The sequence below is a fragment of the Synechococcus sp. PCC 7336 genome, assembly GCF_000332275.1.
Taxonomy (GTDB): Bacteria; Cyanobacteriota; Cyanobacteriia; order Thermostichales; family PCC-7336; genus PCC-7336.
The window spans coordinates 3373586-3391595 of record NZ_CM001776.1 but is presented as its reverse complement, the minus strand read 5'-3'; the positions used below and the strand labels follow the sequence as shown (position 1 = coordinate 3391595).

At 54.7% G+C, this 18010-nt stretch carries 16 protein-coding genes; 5 read left to right on the top strand and 11 right to left on the bottom strand.

What is annotated here, in order from left to right; all coding sequences use genetic code 11:
* Nucleotides 1-14: 14 nt before the first annotated feature.
* The 5 genes from SYN7336_RS16325 to dnaG form a co-directional block, all read right to left on the bottom strand.
* Nucleotides 15-1202 (bottom strand): iron-containing alcohol dehydrogenase, encoded by a 1188-nt coding sequence (locus SYN7336_RS16325; RefSeq protein ID WP_026101076.1) that lies wholly within the window; start codon nt 1200-1202, stop codon nt 15-17.
* 81 nt (nt 1203-1283) lie between these two features.
* Entirely contained in the window at nt 1284-2048 is a 765-nt protein-coding gene (locus tag SYN7336_RS26300; RefSeq protein WP_017327021.1) for a ferritin-like domain-containing protein, read from the bottom strand.
* A 144-nt stretch (nt 2049-2192) separates the two neighbouring features.
* Nucleotides 2193-4184: an ATP-binding protein gene (locus SYN7336_RS28170; protein WP_017327020.1), complete on the bottom strand. Its 1992-nt coding sequence runs from the start codon at nt 4182-4184 to the stop codon at nt 2193-2195.
* A gap of 662 nt (nt 4185-4846) precedes the next feature.
* Nucleotides 4847-5740 (bottom strand): hypothetical protein, encoded by an 894-nt coding sequence (locus SYN7336_RS16305; protein ID WP_017327018.1) that lies wholly within the window; start codon nt 5738-5740, stop codon nt 4847-4849.
* A gap of 80 nt (nt 5741-5820) precedes the next feature.
* The gene (gene dnaG / locus SYN7336_RS16300) at nt 5821-7737 is read right to left on the bottom strand and encodes a DNA primase (protein ID WP_017327017.1); all 1917 of its coding nucleotides are present in this window, start codon (nt 7735-7737) and stop codon (nt 5821-5823) included.
* Nucleotides 7738-7751: 14 nt separating this feature from the next.
* Between dnaG and SYN7336_RS32715 the strand changes: the two genes are divergently transcribed.
* Entirely contained in the window at nt 7752-7874 is a 123-nt protein-coding gene (locus SYN7336_RS32715) for a hypothetical protein (protein ID WP_255346676.1), read from the top strand.
* 240 nt (nt 7875-8114) lie between these two features.
* Here SYN7336_RS32715 and SYN7336_RS26290 read toward each other — a convergent pair whose 3' ends face one another.
* From SYN7336_RS26290 to SYN7336_RS16275, 4 genes are all read right to left on the bottom strand, one after another.
* A complete protein-coding gene (locus tag SYN7336_RS26290) occupies nt 8115-8633 on the bottom strand; it encodes a YqeG family HAD IIIA-type phosphatase (RefSeq protein WP_017327016.1) in 519 nt (172 codons plus the stop codon).
* Nucleotides 8634-8689: 56 nt separating this feature from the next.
* Nucleotides 8690-9745 carry an endolytic transglycosylase MltG gene (mltG, locus tag SYN7336_RS16290; protein WP_017327015.1) on the bottom strand — a complete coding sequence of 352 codons (1056 nt, stop codon included), beginning with the start codon at nt 9743-9745 and terminating at the stop codon, nt 8690-8692.
* Nucleotides 9746-10124: 379 nt separating this feature from the next.
* Nucleotides 10125-11723: a GGDEF domain-containing protein gene (locus tag SYN7336_RS28165; RefSeq protein ID WP_051039829.1), complete on the bottom strand. Its 1599-nt coding sequence runs from the start codon at nt 11721-11723 to the stop codon at nt 10125-10127.
* A 170-nt stretch (nt 11724-11893) separates the two neighbouring features.
* Entirely contained in the window at nt 11894-13099 is a 1206-nt protein-coding gene (locus SYN7336_RS16275; protein WP_017327012.1) for a cysteine desulfurase family protein, read from the bottom strand.
* 222 nt (nt 13100-13321) lie between these two features.
* Here SYN7336_RS16275 and SYN7336_RS16270 point away from each other — a divergent pair, with 222 nt between their 5' ends.
* The 3 genes from SYN7336_RS16270 (at nt 13322) to SYN7336_RS32030 (ending at nt 16333) form a co-directional block, all read left to right on the top strand.
* On the top strand, nt 13322-14761 hold the full coding sequence (locus SYN7336_RS16270) for an AAA-like domain-containing protein (protein ID WP_156820183.1): 1440 nt from the start codon (nt 13322-13324) through the stop codon (nt 14759-14761).
* A gap of 229 nt (nt 14762-14990) precedes the next feature.
* Nucleotides 14991-15809 (top strand): POTRA domain-containing protein, encoded by an 819-nt coding sequence (locus SYN7336_RS32035; protein WP_227498684.1) that lies wholly within the window; start codon nt 14991-14993, stop codon nt 15807-15809.
* Nucleotides 15734-16333 carry a ShlB/FhaC/HecB family hemolysin secretion/activation protein gene (locus SYN7336_RS32030; RefSeq protein WP_227498524.1) on the top strand — a complete coding sequence of 200 codons (600 nt, stop codon included), beginning with the start codon at nt 15734-15736 and terminating at the stop codon, nt 16331-16333. The genes SYN7336_RS32035 and SYN7336_RS32030 overlap by 76 nt, the downstream gene beginning before the upstream one ends.
* Nucleotides 16334-16351: 18 nt before the next feature.
* On the opposite strand, the gene SYN7336_RS16255 is transcribed toward SYN7336_RS32030, so the two are convergent.
* Both SYN7336_RS16255 and SYN7336_RS33050 read right to left on the bottom strand, forming a co-directional pair.
* Complete coding sequence (locus SYN7336_RS16255; protein WP_017327010.1) at nt 16352-16786, bottom strand: type II toxin-antitoxin system HicB family antitoxin; 435 nt, start codon at nt 16784-16786, stop codon at nt 16352-16354.
* A complete protein-coding gene (locus tag SYN7336_RS33050; RefSeq protein WP_227498683.1) occupies nt 16783-16935 on the bottom strand; it encodes a type II toxin-antitoxin system HicA family toxin in 153 nt (50 codons plus the stop codon). Before SYN7336_RS33050 ends, SYN7336_RS16255 begins: the two co-directional genes overlap by 4 nt.
* A 396-nt stretch (nt 16936-17331) precedes the next feature.
* Here SYN7336_RS33050 and SYN7336_RS32385 point away from each other — a divergent pair, with 396 nt between their 5' ends.
* Nucleotides 17332-17937, top strand: a complete 606-nt coding sequence (locus tag SYN7336_RS32385) for a tetratricopeptide repeat protein (RefSeq protein ID WP_051039827.1) — start codon at nt 17332-17334, stop codon at nt 17935-17937.
* Nucleotides 17938-18010 lie beyond the last annotated feature (73 nt).

Genomic DNA, 18010 nt, shown 5'->3' with positions numbered 1-18010 from the left:
CGGAAGAGATCCGCTTAGGGGGTGGACAACATCGGTCGCTCGCAGGCGGACACGGCAAGATGGGTGGTGGTCATGGCCACCACGAGAGCTTCAGGCGTAACGGCGAAGGGAAGGTGGTGAATGTCCGAGCTGGGGGCACAGGCAATTTGGGCCACGCTTGCCAAGTGGGTCGAGCGATCGTCCCCCTCCTGTAACGCTTCCACCTGCAGGGCTTCTAGCGTGGCGGGCAGGCCGATTTGCTTGTAGAAGCTGATGAGCTGCTGGCGAGCAGTAGCTGCCAAGGCTCGCCCTTGTAAAATTTCTTCGAGACGCAACTGCACCAAAATGCCAAAGGCCACTTTGGCTCCGTGTAATTGCCGCTTGTGACCCACCAGATGGGTCAGCCCGTTGTGAACGGCATGGGCAGCCACCGTGCGGCACTTCGCTCCCCCCAAGCCCCCCATCACTCCAGCCAAACAAACGCAGGCATCCACCACTTGCACCCAAGCAGTACTGCCGGGACAGGCGATCGCCTCAACTGACTTTTGCAAGAGCAAATCCCGCAAGACGCGCGCTTGTTGAACGGCGGCGATGGTCAGGGCATCTTCAGAACTGCTGCTGCTGACTGAGGCTTCGTACCATTTGGCTAGGGCATCGCCGATACCGGCTTTGAGGGTAGAGGGCGGCGCGGTCTGAATCCAGGCGTAGTCGAGCAGGAGTAGATCGGGGGCGCGATCGAGGGGGACATCGTATTGAAAGGCGCCGCTATTGGAATAAACGTTTGACAGGGCTGTCCAGGCTGCACAGGTGGCGGCGGCGGTGGGAATGGTGGCGATGGGGAGCTGTAGTTGATGGGCGACGAGCTTGGCGGTGTCGATCGCCTTGCCTCCGCCAATGCCCACAATCGCCGTTGCCCCAAAGTCGCTGGCTTGCGATCGCAGTCGGGCCAGCTCTGACTCGCTGCAGTCAGAGCCGCGATCGCTCCAGCAATGTTCCACTGCGATATTGCATTGCTCGAATCCCCGTTCGAGAGAGGGGCACACGAGGTCGAGACTGTGTTGGCCGCCAATCGAGAAAATTCTAGCGATTGTGGGTTCTGTTCCAGATCTCCGTACCGCCAGTCGGGCAATGTCAGCGGCGCGATCGATGGTGATATCCCAACCGCGATAGACTGCGGCGGGGGCGGGCACGAGCACAGATGCCGATGGGGAAGGCGCGACCATAGAGAAGTTGCAGGTGCAAGTAAGTCTCCATGATGACAATTTTTGCCCCCACCATCAATAGCCGATCGAGACCGGAATCAGTTACATCTCCCCGTTGCCGTCAATCGCCCGAGAGACCTGCCGCGCGAGCTGCAAGCAATGGGAGGCCAGCCTCAAAGGCGATTGTTCCATTTGCTGCAGGGGTCGATGAAATTCGGCGATCGCTGCCATCGAAGCCAGCAGAACCACCAGCGACCAACTGACTCGAAACGCCGCCCGTCCCCACCAATGCTGTATTTGGGTGCGGAAAAAGTCGCAATGGAAATCCAGATGGTGTTGTTCGTCTGCCACAATCTCCTCCAGCGCCGAGCGCGCGGGACCCTCCTCTAGGGGCGCTGCCACGAGCCGATAGAAGGCAATGCCCACCACTTCAGCGGCCAGTAATACCATCAACTTCAAGCGAATTCCCACCAGTCGCCGTACCGCCACAAACCCGCTTTCGATCCAACTGCGATCGAGCAGTTGACCGTCTAACTGCTGCACCAACTCCGCCAAAATGCGCCCGTGTCTCCCCTCTTCCGCCACAAATAACTTGAGGGCAACCCGATAGTCGCGGTCGATGGTGTCAATACAGACCCGGTCGATCTCGCGAGCGATGCGTCCTTCCCCCGCTTCGCCTAGCTGAAATTTTGCCAGAGCGCAGGCCAATGGTGCGCGCCAAGGGAGAGGCACTCCGACGCTTGTTTCAACCTCGGGGAAGGGACGATACCGATTCTGTTCGAAATGCGATCGCCACCGGCTCCAATCCGGGGGGTGCGCTGCAGTTGCCGCTGGATTGGCCGAGTAGGATTCGAGCTGGAAGGTCACAGGCAGGCTCAATAATTGGATAAGCGATCGAGCGATGTTGAAATGATGGGGCTGGCACGGTTCTCAGCGAACCTGCTTTCAGGGTTAACTTAGCCCCCAGCACCCGCTCGGATCTACGGGAAATTTCGGTATTTTTGCTGCGGATTAACCACTGGTTTGACATCCTAAGGCCAAAAGCTCGCCAGCCTCAAAAATATTCGGGTCGCTAGACTGTCTTACTAAAGGTTTGCGAGAAAAGGCCGCATTCCTACTTGTATTCAGCTGGGGCAAACAAACGATAAAAGCAGTTACATCTTTCTGGCGTGCAACCGCGATCTTACCCTCTAGTTGTTCTACCATCTCCTTTACTAAAGAGAGTCCCAAACCAGTCCCACCCTTATTCCAGCGATCCATTCTAGGAACGCGATAGAACTTCTCAAACAAATGGGGCAAAGCCTCAGTTGGAATCTCTGCTGTATTCGCCACACAGATCTCGAGCTCTTCTTCCATCCACTTCGCTCGCAGTTCAATCTTTCCGCCCGGAGCAGTGTATTTGCTGGCATTAGAGAGAAGTTCTCTAACGACACTTGCTAAATACTTGGGGTCAGTTTGCAAAGAACCCAAGGTTTCCGATACATCAATTAAAAACTCGTGGCCATCCTCAAACGCCCTAATTTCAGCAGCCTCAGCTATATCGTGCAAAAAAGCACCTGCATCAATCACTTCTGACTCGGGTTCGTAATGGCTTGTTTCGATCCGTTGAAGGTCGAGAAGGTCATTGACCAGCTCGACTTCCCGCTCGCATTGCTTTAATGCCAGTTGAAAATATTTCTGTCTTTTATCTTCAGAAGGAGCATTCGACATCATGTACAATGCCACTCGAAGGTTAGTGAGAGGAGAGCGAAGCTCGTGAGATACTGTGTTGAGAAAGTTGTCTTTAAGATGATTGATATGCTCGAGCCACTCTACTTTCTGTTGGGCAGAACGATAGCAACGGGCTTGATGAATCGCAATCGCACATTGGCTGGCCACCTGCTCCGCCAAACGAACTTCTGTCTGAGTAAAAGATTTCTCCAGCGGGCAGCGCAGATAGATATCCCCCAGTAAAATCTGCCGTTCACCGAACACTGGACAGGCAAGAATGGTGCTGCGCTGTTGGCGCGAGGGACTCTCCAACTGACAAAATTGCATCGATTGGCTGGTCGGTAGTGGTTGAAACTCCTGCGAGGGCTTGGAGATACTTTCTTTGAGCGGGCGGACAATAGAAAGACTTTGTTCGGGATATTGGTAGACAGCCCTAATTTGAGTCTGGGCCTCATCGTAAAACACAATATTGCACGAGTTTGCCTGGAGGGTAGCCGTCAATTCCTGCAGGACTGTAAGGATAATATGTTCTTCGTCCAAACTGTCTCGTACTCGCTCGGTAATGCCTTTGAGGGCGGATTCAAAGTTCAGGGCTTGCTGGAGTCGAGCAGTGCGGTCTCGAACTGCTTTTTCGAGGTTTGCATTCAAGTGCCGAGCGGCTCGATCTCGATGAACGATCCAGGCCAGCATCATTGCCAGCAATAGTTCGAGACCCAGCAAGGCTTCAGGTAAGATTGAATGGCGTTCGGCAAAATACTGCGCCTTTGGCCACACCTGGATGCGCCACGTGAGTCCCTCAAATTCAAAAAGCTCCTCAGCGATCCAGCGTTTTAGGAGCGACTGGTCTCCATGTTGGTAGAGTTCGGTATCTTCTCTATATATAGCCACAGAAAATTGGTCGAAGAAATTGCGCAATACTCGATCGGTTACGTCCGAGAAGAATTCCTGACGATCGAACGATCTGAAAATAAACTCTTCAGAAGACTGTTCCAAGGCGGTTGGGATGGAAGTCAGTAAATCAGGTGTACTCGCATCGGTCCCGGGGAAAATAGTCTGCACCTCTTCTCGAAGCATGAATTCTCGAACTTGTTGGGGTTGCGTGTTAACAGCAACAGGAGCCACCCAAGCAATGGCTTGGTATTCTCCAAAGCCTTCAACAAGTTGTTCTGCTTCAGCTTTCCAATTCTGCAGTGTAGGTTGACCGAGCAGTTGCCAATGTTCAGCGATCTGTTCTAGAGCGAGGGTTCTCTTCTCGAGGTGCTCGACTAGCTCGACGTTTATGCTGGCAAGCACCAGCTCAATTTCGCTCTCGATATGCTTGCTCCTACGCTCCCTAAGGATTTGCCACTGCGTCAAAGCAACGGCTGAAACGCACAGACCAACAGCTATGGGAAGAAAAGAATGCTGATTCATGGAACTGAATTCGCTAGTTGGAGTTCTATCCAAAGCAGACGAGGCTCGGATAATACTCAGTTATTAAGCATGATGAGCCAAGTCACGAAGCTGAACTATGGTTGCAGCATTGTCACAGGCTGGGTATCGTCAAACTTCAATCGCAGGCTAGCGGGCCTTTCCGATAAAAGGCCAGAACTTGCGAGCGATAGGACAAGGTGTATTCGATACGGGCATAGAAGTAAAGCGGTTATGCTTAAGGCCGTCTTTATATTCGATCTTATAGAGTCTCGGTGCTTGAGTAGTATTTGTGACAGATTTCTTTACGTCTCAACGATCTTACGGATGTTGGCTAAATGCCTGTACCCCCTTCAGGAGCAATTTCTCCCGGCCTTAGCGATGGCACTTAAATAGGGAGCTTCCTCTGCGGGACTGTTCCATCCACCGGCTAAGTCTCCATTGGGAGGCGCGATAGCACTTTCATGCCATTCGCCTCAGTTCCTACCAGGGCTCGGAAGACAGTTCTGCCGGTGCGATTTCAGTTCGCGAGCGTCAACCGGCAATCACCTCAACAATTGAGGGTTGCCGTTTTCGTCATAGACGATCGGGTCGGGGCCGAGAATACTTTTGACATCGATCGGCGCTAACTCCCCTCGCACCAATTGCGAGAGTGTATCGGAGCCGTCTGGATTGTAGATAATGGTACGCTCGACGCGGTTGTAGCCGGTACCGTTATTGTCAAACACCGTATGGTCATCCCACTTCACTAGCTCGACAACCAGTTTGTTTTCCCCTGGCTGCCAGCCTTCCAGATACACCGGTTGGCGGTCAGTGGTGACAGTACTGACGCCATTGAGGGTGTAGCGCACTCGGGCAGCTCCCAGATTGACCCCATCGACGAGGTAATCCAACAGAATGGGTTCGGCGCCGTAGGAGCCGCTGGGGGAGACGAGGGTCAGTAGTGCGGTGCCCTGTTGGAACAGCGGGGAATTTTGGCTATCTGCTTCCTCGACATGGAAAGTGATGTGTTGGAAAGAGGCGAGGGTGCGGTAACTGGCGTTCCAGGGGGAGGCCGCGACGACTCGAATGGTGTGGGTGCCGGGACCGAGGTCGAGCAGGAGGGGTTCGGACAAATCGTAGATATCGATGGGTTCTCGGTTGTCCACGATCGCCTTGAGATGCATGCCGATGCCCAAGTCGGCATCGAGGCCCAGCGGGAATCGCTGCACTCGAATCTCCAGAGGCACGCTCGTGCTGGGATAGGTTGCGTCCGCTTGCGGAGACAGAATAGAGATCTTGGGGGTGTAGCGATCGGTGTTTTGGGCGATCGCTGCAATCCCTTCCGGTTCCGACACTTGCGACACTTCTGACACTTCCACTTGTGGGTAAGCCGCCGAGCCCACCGCCGCTAAGAGTGCAGCCGCGCCAAACCCCAGTACCCGCTCGAACTTCAACATCGCTATCCCTACAAACCAGCAGCCATCAGCCTAGCAAGTGACGGAGCGAAAGCCGACAAGTCATCCCAGTTCTTAAAGTTCTAGAGCTGGCCGTCCAGCAGCGGCGTTTGCACCAGTTCTTCAAAGGTGAGCTGAGCAGCTTTCTGCAGAGTCTGAATCTTTTGGTGTTCCGCTTGAATTTGACCTTGGTACATGCGGGCGAGGTCGGTATCGCCATCGGTATAAGCCTTATCCCACAACTGCGTCCAGTAGCGATAGCGCTTTTGGCAAATTTCCAGTTCCATATTGGCGATCGCCGCCCGCACCACCATTTTGGGGCGCATGAGAGCCACGCGGGTATTCTCGTCCAGCCAGAGTAGGTGGCTGAGCCGCTGATTCAATTGCTCGTCGTGGGCACAACTGGCCCGCAACGAATTGAGCAACCTTTCTTCCTGCTGCTCGATTGCCGCTTGGTGAACGATTAACTCTAGAATCTTCTGCCAGAGAATGCGGTGGTGGGCCAAATTAAACTGCAACTCCCGCTCGGCCATCTCGGCGCGGATGGTGCAGCGGTGCTCGGCAAAGTGGAGATAGATCTGCAGCAGTTGCCCCTCCGAAGTCTGCAACCGGCCCGCTCGCTCTGAAACCGGTTTATCTTTGCCCCGCCAGCGATAGGTGCGCACGTTGCGACGCAACTCTTCTTCCAGCCGCAGCGCCAAGCGTCCGTCGCCCCGGCTGAGCAGCTCTGCCGACCGATGCAGGTAATGCGATCGCATCATGGTATCGGTCAAGTCTGACAGAATGCGCACCACCTCCTGACTGGCCTGCTGGAAGTGGACGGGATTGGACAGTTTCTTATCGGCGAGTGCTTGCTGAATTTGCCAGTCCACCCACAGGGGGGCGTCCCGAATCAATTGCTCGTAAGCCTCGCGGCTGTTTTCCTGCAGAAACTCGTCTGCATCTTTGCCAGCCGGGATCGTCAAGATCCGCAACTGAATTTCCCCCCGTCGAGCCAGATCTTTGAGGGAGGCGATCGCCCGTTCGGCAGCCTTCACCCCTGCTGCATCCGCGTCGAAATTGAGAATCGTCTGCTTCGATTCGCTGTAGCGCAGGAGTTGCTTTACCTGCTGCGGTCCCAAGGCCGTCCCCAAGGCCGCCACCGCCGTCTCGATCCCCGCTTGATGGAGGGAAATGACATCGAAATAGCCCTCCACCACCACCGCTCGATCTTGCTTGGAAATCGCATCGCGGGCAAAGTTGAGGCCGTAGAGCACTTGGCTCTTGTCAAACAGTTCAGTCTCGGGCGAATTGAGGTATTTGGGTTGTTCGTCCCCCATGGCGCGACCGCCAAAGCCAATCACTCGACCGCGAGCATCGAAGATTGGCAGGATAATTCGATGGCGGAAGCGATCGTAATAGCCCCGACCGTTCGATCGCGGCGTTACCAAGCCCACATCCTCCAGCAGCTTGACCGGCAACCGCTTTTGGTTGACTAAATACTCGTAGAGGGGTTGCCAGCCCGGAGGGGCAAAGCCAATTTGGAAGGTCTGTTGAGTCTCTGCCGAAATATGGCGCTTGTCGAGGTAGCGGCGGGCGGCCTCCCCCTGCGGCGATCGCAGGACGTGCTGGTAAAAATCTGTGGCAAGATACAAAATCTCGAACAGCTTGTCTTGTCGGGAAACAAACTGTTCGTACTCGCGTTTTTTCTCGGGGGACTGGGTCTGAATGTTCACTCCGTAACGGCGACCCAGTTGCAGCACTGTATCGCTAAAGGAGAGACCCTCTTGCTTCATGACAAAGCGCAGGACATCTCCCCCTTCGCCGCAGGAGAAGCACTTATAGATTTGCTTGCTGGGGCTGACGTTAAAGCTGGGCTTGCGATCCTGATGGAAGGGGCAGAGCCCCAGATAATTTTTGCCCTGCTTGCGCAGCACGACCTTTTCGGCAATGACCTCGACAATGTCGGCCTTTTGCCGCACCTCTTCAACCGTTTTCGGGTGCAGGTTCGGAGCGTGCATGAATTTGCAAGGGTATGAGGGGCGCGCTCGACTGGAAGGGGGAGCGATCGAGATATGCGCAGGCAGGAGCGTCTAGTGCAGACAGGCCCATCCACCGCAATAGTACCGCCGATCGCTTGCCCCCGCGCCTCCTGTGAAACTGCCGGAATCTAGTCTGACAGCTGCAGAACTGCTATCTAGTTTTTTGGAATGTCGCCAGCCGATCCGCCGAAGTCGAGCTGCGATCCTGCTTAAACAGCAACTCCCTCTGCCATCAGAGGGAGTTACTTTGCGAGGGTATATATCGGGCAGGGATTGAAACTTCAGAGCCTTTATCGAGGGGCGGCTCCGTTTAAACCACAAATAATTTCTCAGAAAAATAAGGGAGAGCAAATACTTCATAATGTTTTCTTTAGATTTATCCCCCAAAGTAACGAGAAGGTCCGTTCGAACGAGCAGCGCGGTCGGCGTCGAGAGCACAGGGGGTCGACAAACACGGTTAGGAGGCCGAGGCGATTGCCCCCAACCACATCGGTGAAGATGCGATCGCCCACAATCGCGACCCCTTCTGGGGGCAGATCCATCGCGGCGATCGCCCGACGCAGCGCGCGGCGGGAGGGTTTGATGGCGCGATTGATGTAGGGGAGATCGGTATCTGCGGCAATGCGACGGATGCGGCGGGTATTCCAGTTGTTGCTCACTAGCCAGATGGGGAAATGGTTTCCCATCTGCACCAGCCATGCCTTCACTTCGGGACTGGCATCGGGCTCTGCAGCCGACACGATCGTGTTGTCGATGTCGAGAATGACGCCGCGAATCCCCCGCCGAATCAGCACTTCTGCAGGCAACTGGGTGGCGGGACCCCCCACCACAATGTCCGGTTGGAGAAGCTGAATCAGTCGCTCAATCGAGTTCACAATTGCTTGAAAGCGGTTCCTTGCCAATTGATTGTAGGGTGCCTGCGCGCTCGAACTTAACTTTCCCCCCGCCGTCCCTCAAGAATCTGTCGCTGTGCCTTCAAATGATCCGCTAAGGTCTCGCTGAAGACGTGGCTGCCGTCATAGCGCGCGACGAAATAGAGGTTGCGAGTGGCGGCGGGGTTGAGGCTGGCCTCCAGGCTGGCCAGACCGGGGCTGGCGATCGCCGTCGGCGGCAGGCCCGCGTTGATATAGGTGTTGTAGGGGGAAGGCTGTCTGACTTCGGCAAAGGTTAAACGGCGATCGGGGGTTTGGCGAATGTTAAAGGCGTATTCGACAGTGGGATCGGCGGCGAGGGGAATGCCGCGTTCGAGTCGATTGGCAAATACCCCGGCGATTTCGGGGCGCTCTGAGGGCAAGACGGCTTCTTTTTCCACGATGCTGGCAAAAGTCACCCATTCGGAGAGCGAAAGGCGATCGCCCTCGGGCTGTCGGGCAGCGTAGTCTTCGTACAAGGGCAAGGCAACGCTTTCGAACTGCCGCAACATGATGTCGACCGCCATGGCAGGAGTACGGCGATCGAGGGGGATTTGGTAGGTATTGGGGAACAACCAGCCCTCTAGGCTGGGCAATTCGGCGGGCAACCAAGCCAAGTCGGGTCGCTGGGTGTTTTGGGTCTCGGCCACAAACGCTTCGGCCTCAAACCAGCCCAGTTGTTCGAAATAGTCGGCCATCTGGGCAATGCGCCATCCTTCCGGGATCGTAAATTGCTCTTCTACGCCGCGACCGCTGTCGATCGCCGCTGCAATGTCGGGTAATGTCCAACGGGGATCGAGATCGTAGGTGCCCGCCTTCGGTTCTAGATCTTGCCAGCGCATCCACAGTTCCCAGGCCCGAGGCGATCGAATCACCCCTGCTGCTGCCAACTGGCGACCGATCTGACGCACGCTACTGCCTGAAGTGACCTCGACCCGAACCCATTCTGCCGGTGCTGATTCATCCGCCACTGGGGCAGAGAGATAGCGCCAGCCCAACCAACCAGCGAGTCCGCTCCCCCCGATCGCCAAGCCTGTCGTTACACCTGCTGCCAATAGCCAACGTTTCCAGCCCATCGCTTCACTAGCCTCCTGCTTGCCTCAGTGTGTCACGAGGTTCTCCTCGCTATCTGCGCAAAACCACCTCCCTCAGAATGCCCGAGCGGCTGTTGTCAGCAAGCCGCCTCCGCTCCGCTCGATCGCTTCACTCCATTGAGAGAGACTAATTTCAGTACTCTGCGACACCATCGTAAAGAATCGTTAAATAGCTTTATCTGGCCGGGATTTTCCTTTACTCTAATTGACATAAAGTTTGATTCTAATTCAATGCCGCCGGTTGACTTCATTCCATAAAACAACTGGCTTGTATATCTTCTTTTAGCCGCCTCAGCGCTTGCTGAGGCGGCTTAGTTTTTGAACTTCCCGATCGCACCACCTCGATTCACACCACCTCGATTCACACCACCTCATAGTTTTGAACTGCAACAATGCCGTCTCGCCCCTCAGCCTTTGCCCGATACAGTGCCCGATCGGCCATCTCGATCAAAGTCGTCGGAGTGTCGCTCCTGACGGGAATGACGGTCCCTACCCCCTGACTGATGGAGAGAAACGGCCCGACTAAAGAGGTTTCGTGGCGAATCTTCGCTTGGGAGATCGACTTTTGAATACCCTTGGCAATTCGCAAGCCTTCCTTCGGTCCAGCAGAGGGCAGCAAAATAGCAAACTCTTCCCCACCGTAACGAGCCACCACCCCCAACCCCTCCGGTACCGCCTCCTGAATGAGTCCGGCGACCAACCGCAAACAGTCATCCCCCGCCTGATGCCCGTAGGTGTCGTTATAGCGCTTGAAATAATCCACATCCGATAAAATCAGCGTGATGGGAGTTTTGCGATGGCTGGCCTCCTGCCAAGCTTCGTCCATGCCGCGGTCGAAGAAATAGCGATTGGCCAAATGGGTGAGGCCATCTGAGGTAGCCAGTAACTGCAGTTGTTCGTTAGCAGTGCGTAGCTCCATAGTGCGAGCCGTTACCTCTGCTTCTAGAGTGCGGGAATAGTGGGCGAGTTGCCGGTTTTTGGATTCTAGAGTGGTGGCATAGGTGCGGATATCCTGCACCATTCTGTTAAATACATTAGCTAAGTCCTCCAGTTCGTCCCCCGTATTGAGGGAGATCGTGCCGCTGTAGTCGCGCTCTCGCACCTGTTGGACCCCTGCTGCCAGCAGTTGTAGGGGCTGGCTCATCCCGCGAGAGATCGCCGCTGCCAGCAAAATTGAGAGGACGAAACTCAGAGCTATGATGACGATGCAGATGAAGCGCAGGCGCACTAAAGCGTTGTATTCGCTGGCGATCGGCAGGTCCAGACCCAATACAGCGATGGTGCTTCCAGTGGAGTCTTTAATCGGGACAGCGGCGGTGGTGGACGTATAGAAGCTATCGGAGTAAAACGACCGCGACACCTGACTTTCCCCTTCAAAGGCATCCGCAAATATAGGGGATGTGGGTCGATACAAGTTGCCAATGGGATTTCCCGGCCAGTCCTCCCCTTCTGGCTCTGGGGCAAAAGAGGCGATGAATTTGATCGTGCTGCGATCGGGAGATTCGGGGGTGGTGATGGCGAGATAGGGTAGGACGGCGCTGGGGTAGTCGAGAAATTCTTGGGGGTAATTGTCTTGGAGAGGCTCGATGCGATCGCGGCTAGCGCGGTTGATAACTCTGAGCACTTGGGTGAGGCGCTGAAATTCAGGGGTTTGGTGATAGGTTTCGATGTCTTCGGGAGACAAGCTATTGAGAAATCCGCCGGGGGGAATTTTGGCAATGTCTGCGGCGGTGACTTGCGAGTCGCGATCGATTCGGGCTTTGAGATCGACAAGGCTCTCCCGCAGCTCTTCATCAATCAAAAATGTCCCGATATGGGCCATGTCTTTGAGCCGATCGTTAATTTGCTTGAGGATCAGGGCTCGGGTATTGAAATAAACGTAAAATACACTGACGCTCGTCAGCCCAACGGTTAGTAGCGAAATAGCAGTCCTTAGTTTGACGCTGAACGAACGACGCATCGTTGGTGGATGAGCGACCTCATTTGGCTAACCTTACCCCTTAGATGTTGGTAGAAAGGCTTCTCTCGTGATTTTTTACAAAACAATTTCGTAGATACACCCAGTCTCGAACCATTTCTGTGGTTTAGGGCAGAGTTTAAATACCTCTCCCAAATCATTGAGGGATCGATTCATGCCTTGCTGGAGAGTGCCGTCGGGTTGGCCTGACGCAGCGATCGCACGGTATCTACAACACAATTGCCGATCTGTTCGATCTCCGCTGGCGTAGTGCCGCGACCGAGCCCGAAGCGCAGCGATGCGCGAGCTAGTTCGGGCGATCGCCCCAAAGCGGTTAAGACGTGAGAAGGGGCGGAACGAGCCGAACTGCAGGCCGATCCAGAGGAGAGCGCCACCACCTCTCGCACCCCCAACAGCAGCGCCGAACTATTCACGCCTGCAAAGCTCGCATTCAGATTGTCTGCCAGTCTGGGCTCTAGAGCGCCGTTGAGGGTGATGTTATCTAGGGTCGAGAGTATTTCCCAGAGGCGATCGCGCAGCTGCCGCAGGCGCTCCTGTTCCGCTGCCATCTGCGCCAGCGCTAACTCCACCGCTTTGGCAAAGCCGACAATCAGGGGGGGATTGAGGGTGCCGGAACGGCGATCGCGTTCTTGGCCGCCGCCGTGCAGTTGGGGGGCGAGCTTGACGCGAGGATCGCGGCGACGGACGTAGAGTGCCCCCACCCCTTTGGGGCCGTAAATCTTGTGGGCGGTAATAGACATGAGGTCGACGCCGAGGGCTTCCACATCCAGCGGGATTTTGCCCAGGGCTTGGGCTGCATCGGTATGGAAGAGGGGCTTGTGTCCTATTGCTGACGCCTTGTCGCGCAGAAGCTGGCCGATGTCGGCGATCGGTTGCAAGACGCCAATTTCGTTATTGGCCGCCATCACAGATACCAAAATCGTATCCGAGCGCAAGCTCTCTGCCAGCGTTTCTAAGTTCAGCAACCCATTGGGCTGCACGGGCAGGATCGTCACTTCAAACCCCAATTGCCCCAAATATTGCACGGGATCGAGCGCGGCTCGATGCTCGCTGGCCACGGTTACGAGGTGGCGACCCTGCTGCAAATAGGCTTCAGCCACTCCCTTGATGGCGAGATTGTTGGCCTCAGTGGCTCCACTGGTAAACACCAATTCTGTGGGTTCAGCGTTAATGGCTGTGGCGATCGCTTCTCGGGCAGTCTCGACTGCTGCCGCCGCCGTCCAGCCATAAACGTGCGTTTGACTGGAGGGGTTGCCAAACTGCTCCCCAAAGTAAGGCAGCATGGCTTCCAAGACTTCGGGGGCGAGGGGTGTCGTGGCCTGGTGGTCGCAGTAGATGGGCTGCGAGGCGTGTCCCATAGCAGTGGGGAGATTTTGTTCTGTGGTAGGTACCTCTATGGTAGTGTTTGCGATCGCCGACTTGAAGTCCTGAAACGAAGCAGAGGCTCTCGCACAAGTCCCCCATCCTGGGGGATTTAGGGGGCTGAGTGCAAGGTATATCAAGCAGTTCAGACATTACCTCTCTCTCGTCTCTGACTTTTTCTGCGCAGGATTATTTCAGGTATTCCGAGTGGTAGGCTAATGGCGATCGCGCATCCCGAGCCAATGACTGCTTTTAATTTAGAGACCGCACTCTCTGTTGCCAATCAGGTGGTGTTTAGAGCGAACAATCGGCATTTAACCGATATCGAGACAGCGATATTCAAAGGGGCTTGGAACCGGGAAGACTACGACCAAATAGCAGCCAAGGCACAGTATTCTACACGCTATATCAGTCAGGATGTCGCACCAAAACTGTGGAAGTTATTATCCGATGCGCTGGGAGAACGGGTTCGCAAGAGTAACTTTAAAGAAGCCTTGAAGCGTTGCTGGGAAAGGGAGGAAACTGCGCGGGGGGATGCTATGGCGATCGCGACACCGCTCTCTCAGACGGTTCGAGCGCCAGTCAAACAGCCGCTTGTAGCAATTTCAGATTGCGATTTGGCGAGTTTGCCGAGTTATCCCAGTGGTGCGGTGGCGATCGACTCGAAGTTTTATGTGGAGCGTACTCCGATTGAAGCCAAAATTAAGGAAGAGCTCGGTCAGCCAGGGGCTTTAGTTCGGATTAAAGCCCCTCAGGAAATGGGAAAAACCTCGTTGGTACTGAGGGTTTTAGCTTCTTTAAGTCGGCAAGGCTATCTCTCTGTCTACTTAAACTTCGAACAGGCAGACAGCAGCATCCTGAGCAATCTGGACCGGCTTTTACGCTGGCTGTGCGTCAATATCACTCGCCAGCTTCAGCTCGATTCGAGTCTCGACACCTACTGGAATGAAGAGATGGGGAGTAAGCTGAGCAGCACCCTCTATCTTCAAGAGCAGATCTTAGAACGAATTGAATCCCCTACGATTTTAGTGCTCGATCGCGTCAGCCAGATTTTCGAGTATCCCGAAGTGGCCAAGGATTTTTTGCCTCTGATTCGATCGTGGTATGAAGAATCTAAGCGGATTCAAATTTGGAAAACATTGAAGATAGTGATGATTCACTCCACAGAGGTATACATTCCGCTGAATTACCATCAATCCCCTTTCAATGTTGGGCTGCCCATTCAACTACCCTGTTTTAACCTCGACGAACTCCAGCAGTTGGCTCAACTCTACGAGCTCGATTTAAGTTTGGCAGAGTCCAGCAGTTTAATTGAGATGCTAGGGGGGCAACCTGCCTTAGTACATGCGGCGATTTATCATCTCAGTCGTGGAGAACTCAGCTTGCCGGAATTACTCAAGACTGCTGCGACCAATCATGGCATCTATCACTATCATTTGCAGCGCCATTGGGTCGCGTTGAACGAGCAGCCGGAGTTAACGCATGCCCTCCGTTCAATTCTGATGGCGACCGACCCTCCCCACTTAGAGCCTCAAATTTTCCATCGTTTAAGCAGTATGGGCTTGATCGCCGTTGATGCCGGCAAACCCGTATGTAGCTGCAATTTATACAAGATATATTTTGAATCTCAGTGGTTGAATCGCGAAGGCAGCGCTTGACCGGCTCAGTATAATTTGTATAAATTAATCTTTAAATTTAAGAAAGGTGACTAAACGATCACTTTACGCCTTAGTTGGCCCTTGTTTCAGTATTCTGTGTACAGACATAACCCTAAATTTCAGTTGATGATTGCTTTATTAAAACCTAAAAGACACAAACAATACAGTGCTAGAGCAAAATGCCGATAATAAGTTTGGCTTGCAAACCCTTTGCTCTCTTTTTCTAGCCTTGGCTGCCGGAGTTGATTGCATCTGTCCTAGGGCGCTGTGGGCTGAGACGGTCAGTGACTGTAGAGACTCGATCTCGGCCTGCCTTCAGGCTCAATCTCCCGCTCCAGATCTGCAGGCGGAGTCTCCAGCTTTTGTCTCTGCGAGTGACTTGCTCGGTCCGGTCAGTATTACGGTCGAGCGGTTTGAATTTGAGGGCAATACGGCTTTTAGCGATCGCGAGCTCTCAGAGATATTGGCGGATCTGTTGGGGCGATCGCTGTCGTTTGTGGAGTTGCTCGAAGCTGAAAAGCTGATCGAACGGGTCTATGCGCGGGCAGGTTATCTGAATTCTGGGGCGGTGATTGTTGCCAATCAAACGCTGTCGCCGACGAATGCGGTGGTGGCGGTACGCATTGTGGAGGGGGAGTTAGAGGCGATCGAGGTGACGGGGAATCGGCGGCTTCGGACGGGATACATTCGCAGTCGCTTGGAGCTGGGGACGGCGGGGGCGCTCAATCAAGATCGAGTTCTGGAAGCTTTACAACTGTTGCAGTTAGATCCGCTAATTGAGTCTGTGTCTGCTGAGTTGTCGGCGGGAACTCGCCCGGAGTCGAGTGTTTTATCAGTGCGGATTGAGGAGGCGAAAGTCCGACGCGGGAGTTGGCGGTTGGGCTGGCGCTGTCGAGTCAGACTAGCAAGACGCAAATTTTGGGGGTGGAGTTTCCGCTGTCGGAGGGGGCGGAGGAGGATGGGCGGACGCGGGTGGCGGCTTTGCGCTTGTCTCAGAAGTGGACGCAGCGGAGTGCGCGGGATGTGTTTGCGGCGTTTTCGCAGTTGAGTGTGGGGGTGAATGGGTTTGGGGCGACGGATAACGCGGCTGCGCCGGATAGTGAGTTTTTGGCTTGGCGGGGGCAGGCGCAGTATGTGCGGCGGTTGGCTCCCGAGACGTTGTTGGTGGTGCGATCGAATTTGCAGTTGGCGGATCGACCGTTGTTGGTGCAGGAGCAGTTTGGCTTGGGGGGGCTGAATAGTGTGAGGGGGTATCGGCAGGATGTGTTGTTGACGGATGCGGGCTGGTCGATTTCGGCGGAGACGGTGTTGCCGGTGTTGCGGCTGGGGGCGGTGGATGGGGTGTTGCAGTTGATTCCGTTTATTGATTATGGGGTGGGGTGGAATGTGGGCGATCGCCTCGACCCGGATGAGCCGGAGTTGTTGGGGGTGGGGGTGGGGGCGCAGTTGCGGATGGGCGATCGCTTTAGTGCGCGGTTGGATTGGGGGGTGCCGTTGTTGGAGAGGCCGAATCGCGATCGGACCCTTCAGGAGCAGGGGTTATATTTTTCAGTTAATCTATCGGCTTTCTGATGACTAGCTTTTTACAAGCTATCTCAGCTCCTGCAAGTGCAGCTCTGGACGTTTGCCTAAGGCTAAGAGGGCAGTCTCTAAGGTTTGCAGTTTTGTGCCGTGATGGGGATCGAGGATGCGCCGAATCTCTTTTTCGTCTTTGCCTAGAAGTTCTCCCAGCCGAGTATTGGACAGGCCCGATGCCTGGATCTCTATATATAGGGCTGCTTTGAGGGCCATCTGCAGTGGCACGGCTACTAGATATTCTGAGTCTTGCAGTTCTGAGGGTTCAGGAATATTCAGGCGATCGTCAATTCGGGCGGCGATCGCTTCTTCTAGACAATCGCTGGCCTCAGCTAAGCACTCTTCCACGGTGTCACCTTGAGTGATTGCCTCAGCTAGGTCTCGAAAGTGGACGACAAAGCCGCCTTCTTTCTCTGGTAACAAGGATATGGGATAGGAAAATCGATTCATAGGTCCTCTTTGCTTATGCCAAGCTGTTTCAAGATTGCAGTTAGGGTGCCAGTCTTGAGCTCCTTTTTGAGATCGGGGATTACTGCATATCTCTCACTCAAATAAATTGTGATGTGGCTGCCTTTGCCTCGCTTGTTCTCTAGGTGCATATCTAAGGCACGCTGCTTGGCGAGTTTTCTGAGTCGCTGAATGAGTTCTTTTCCCGTCATTAAACTATTTTCGGACAAAAGCGTCCGACTCACCAGTTCAATCTAACATGCTCTTCCGTCCGTGAAGAGGTGGAGTGGGAATTGAAAGCGATCGCCTCCCAACGCCTACTCTCGTACAGCAGTACTTGTTCGGAGACATAGCAGGAAATGTTGGATGCATATCTCCGAGGCTGCTGGAGATAAAACTAACTTAAAACGACAGACTTCGATAGTGCCAGATTCACCTCTAAACTATCGATGGCATCGATGGCATCTTTTCAATCCTTGCATTGGAGCAGTTTGGTGTAGCTCATTGAGTTGGGATAAGAACAGCGACATTCCTAGGAGATCGGGCAAGTGAGGAAAAATAAGCAGCGATGGCAGCGAACTCTAGTGGCGATCGCCGCCATCTTGGCCTTCCTCTTCGGCGCAGTAACCGTCGGACATCTGAGAACCCTCCCCGCCGCCGCCCAATCGAACGCCATCCAGCTAGCCGAATCAGGCCGACAACTCTACCACTCCGGCCAATACCAAAAAGCCCTATCCGTCTGGCAACAAGCCGCCGAAGCCTTTGTGGCCAAAGGCGATCGCCTCAACCAGGCCATGGCCCTCAATAACCTCTCCCTCAGCGCCCAACACCTCGGCCAGTGGACCGCAGCAGAAACCGCCACCCGTCAAAGCTTAGAGATCCTGCGCCGTCAAAACTCCAACCCAACCCAGCAACGCCTCCTAGCCGCCAGCCTAGACAGCTACGCCCAACTGCAATTCGCCACCGGTCGCCCCACAGTAGCCCTCGACCTATGGCAAGAGCCGCCCAATCCTACGATCGCCTCAACGACACCCAGCGAGTCGCCGCCAGCCACATCAACCAAGCCCGAGCCCAACAAGAACTCGGCCTCTACTCCCGTGCCTGCACCACCCTGCTACAGGTCTTGGGCAAAAACGGCGATCGCTGCGAACTGACCGAGAGCCCAGCCCTAACCTCCCCCGACTCCACCGATCTCCCCCTGCCCCTCAGACTTCGGGCACTGAGCAG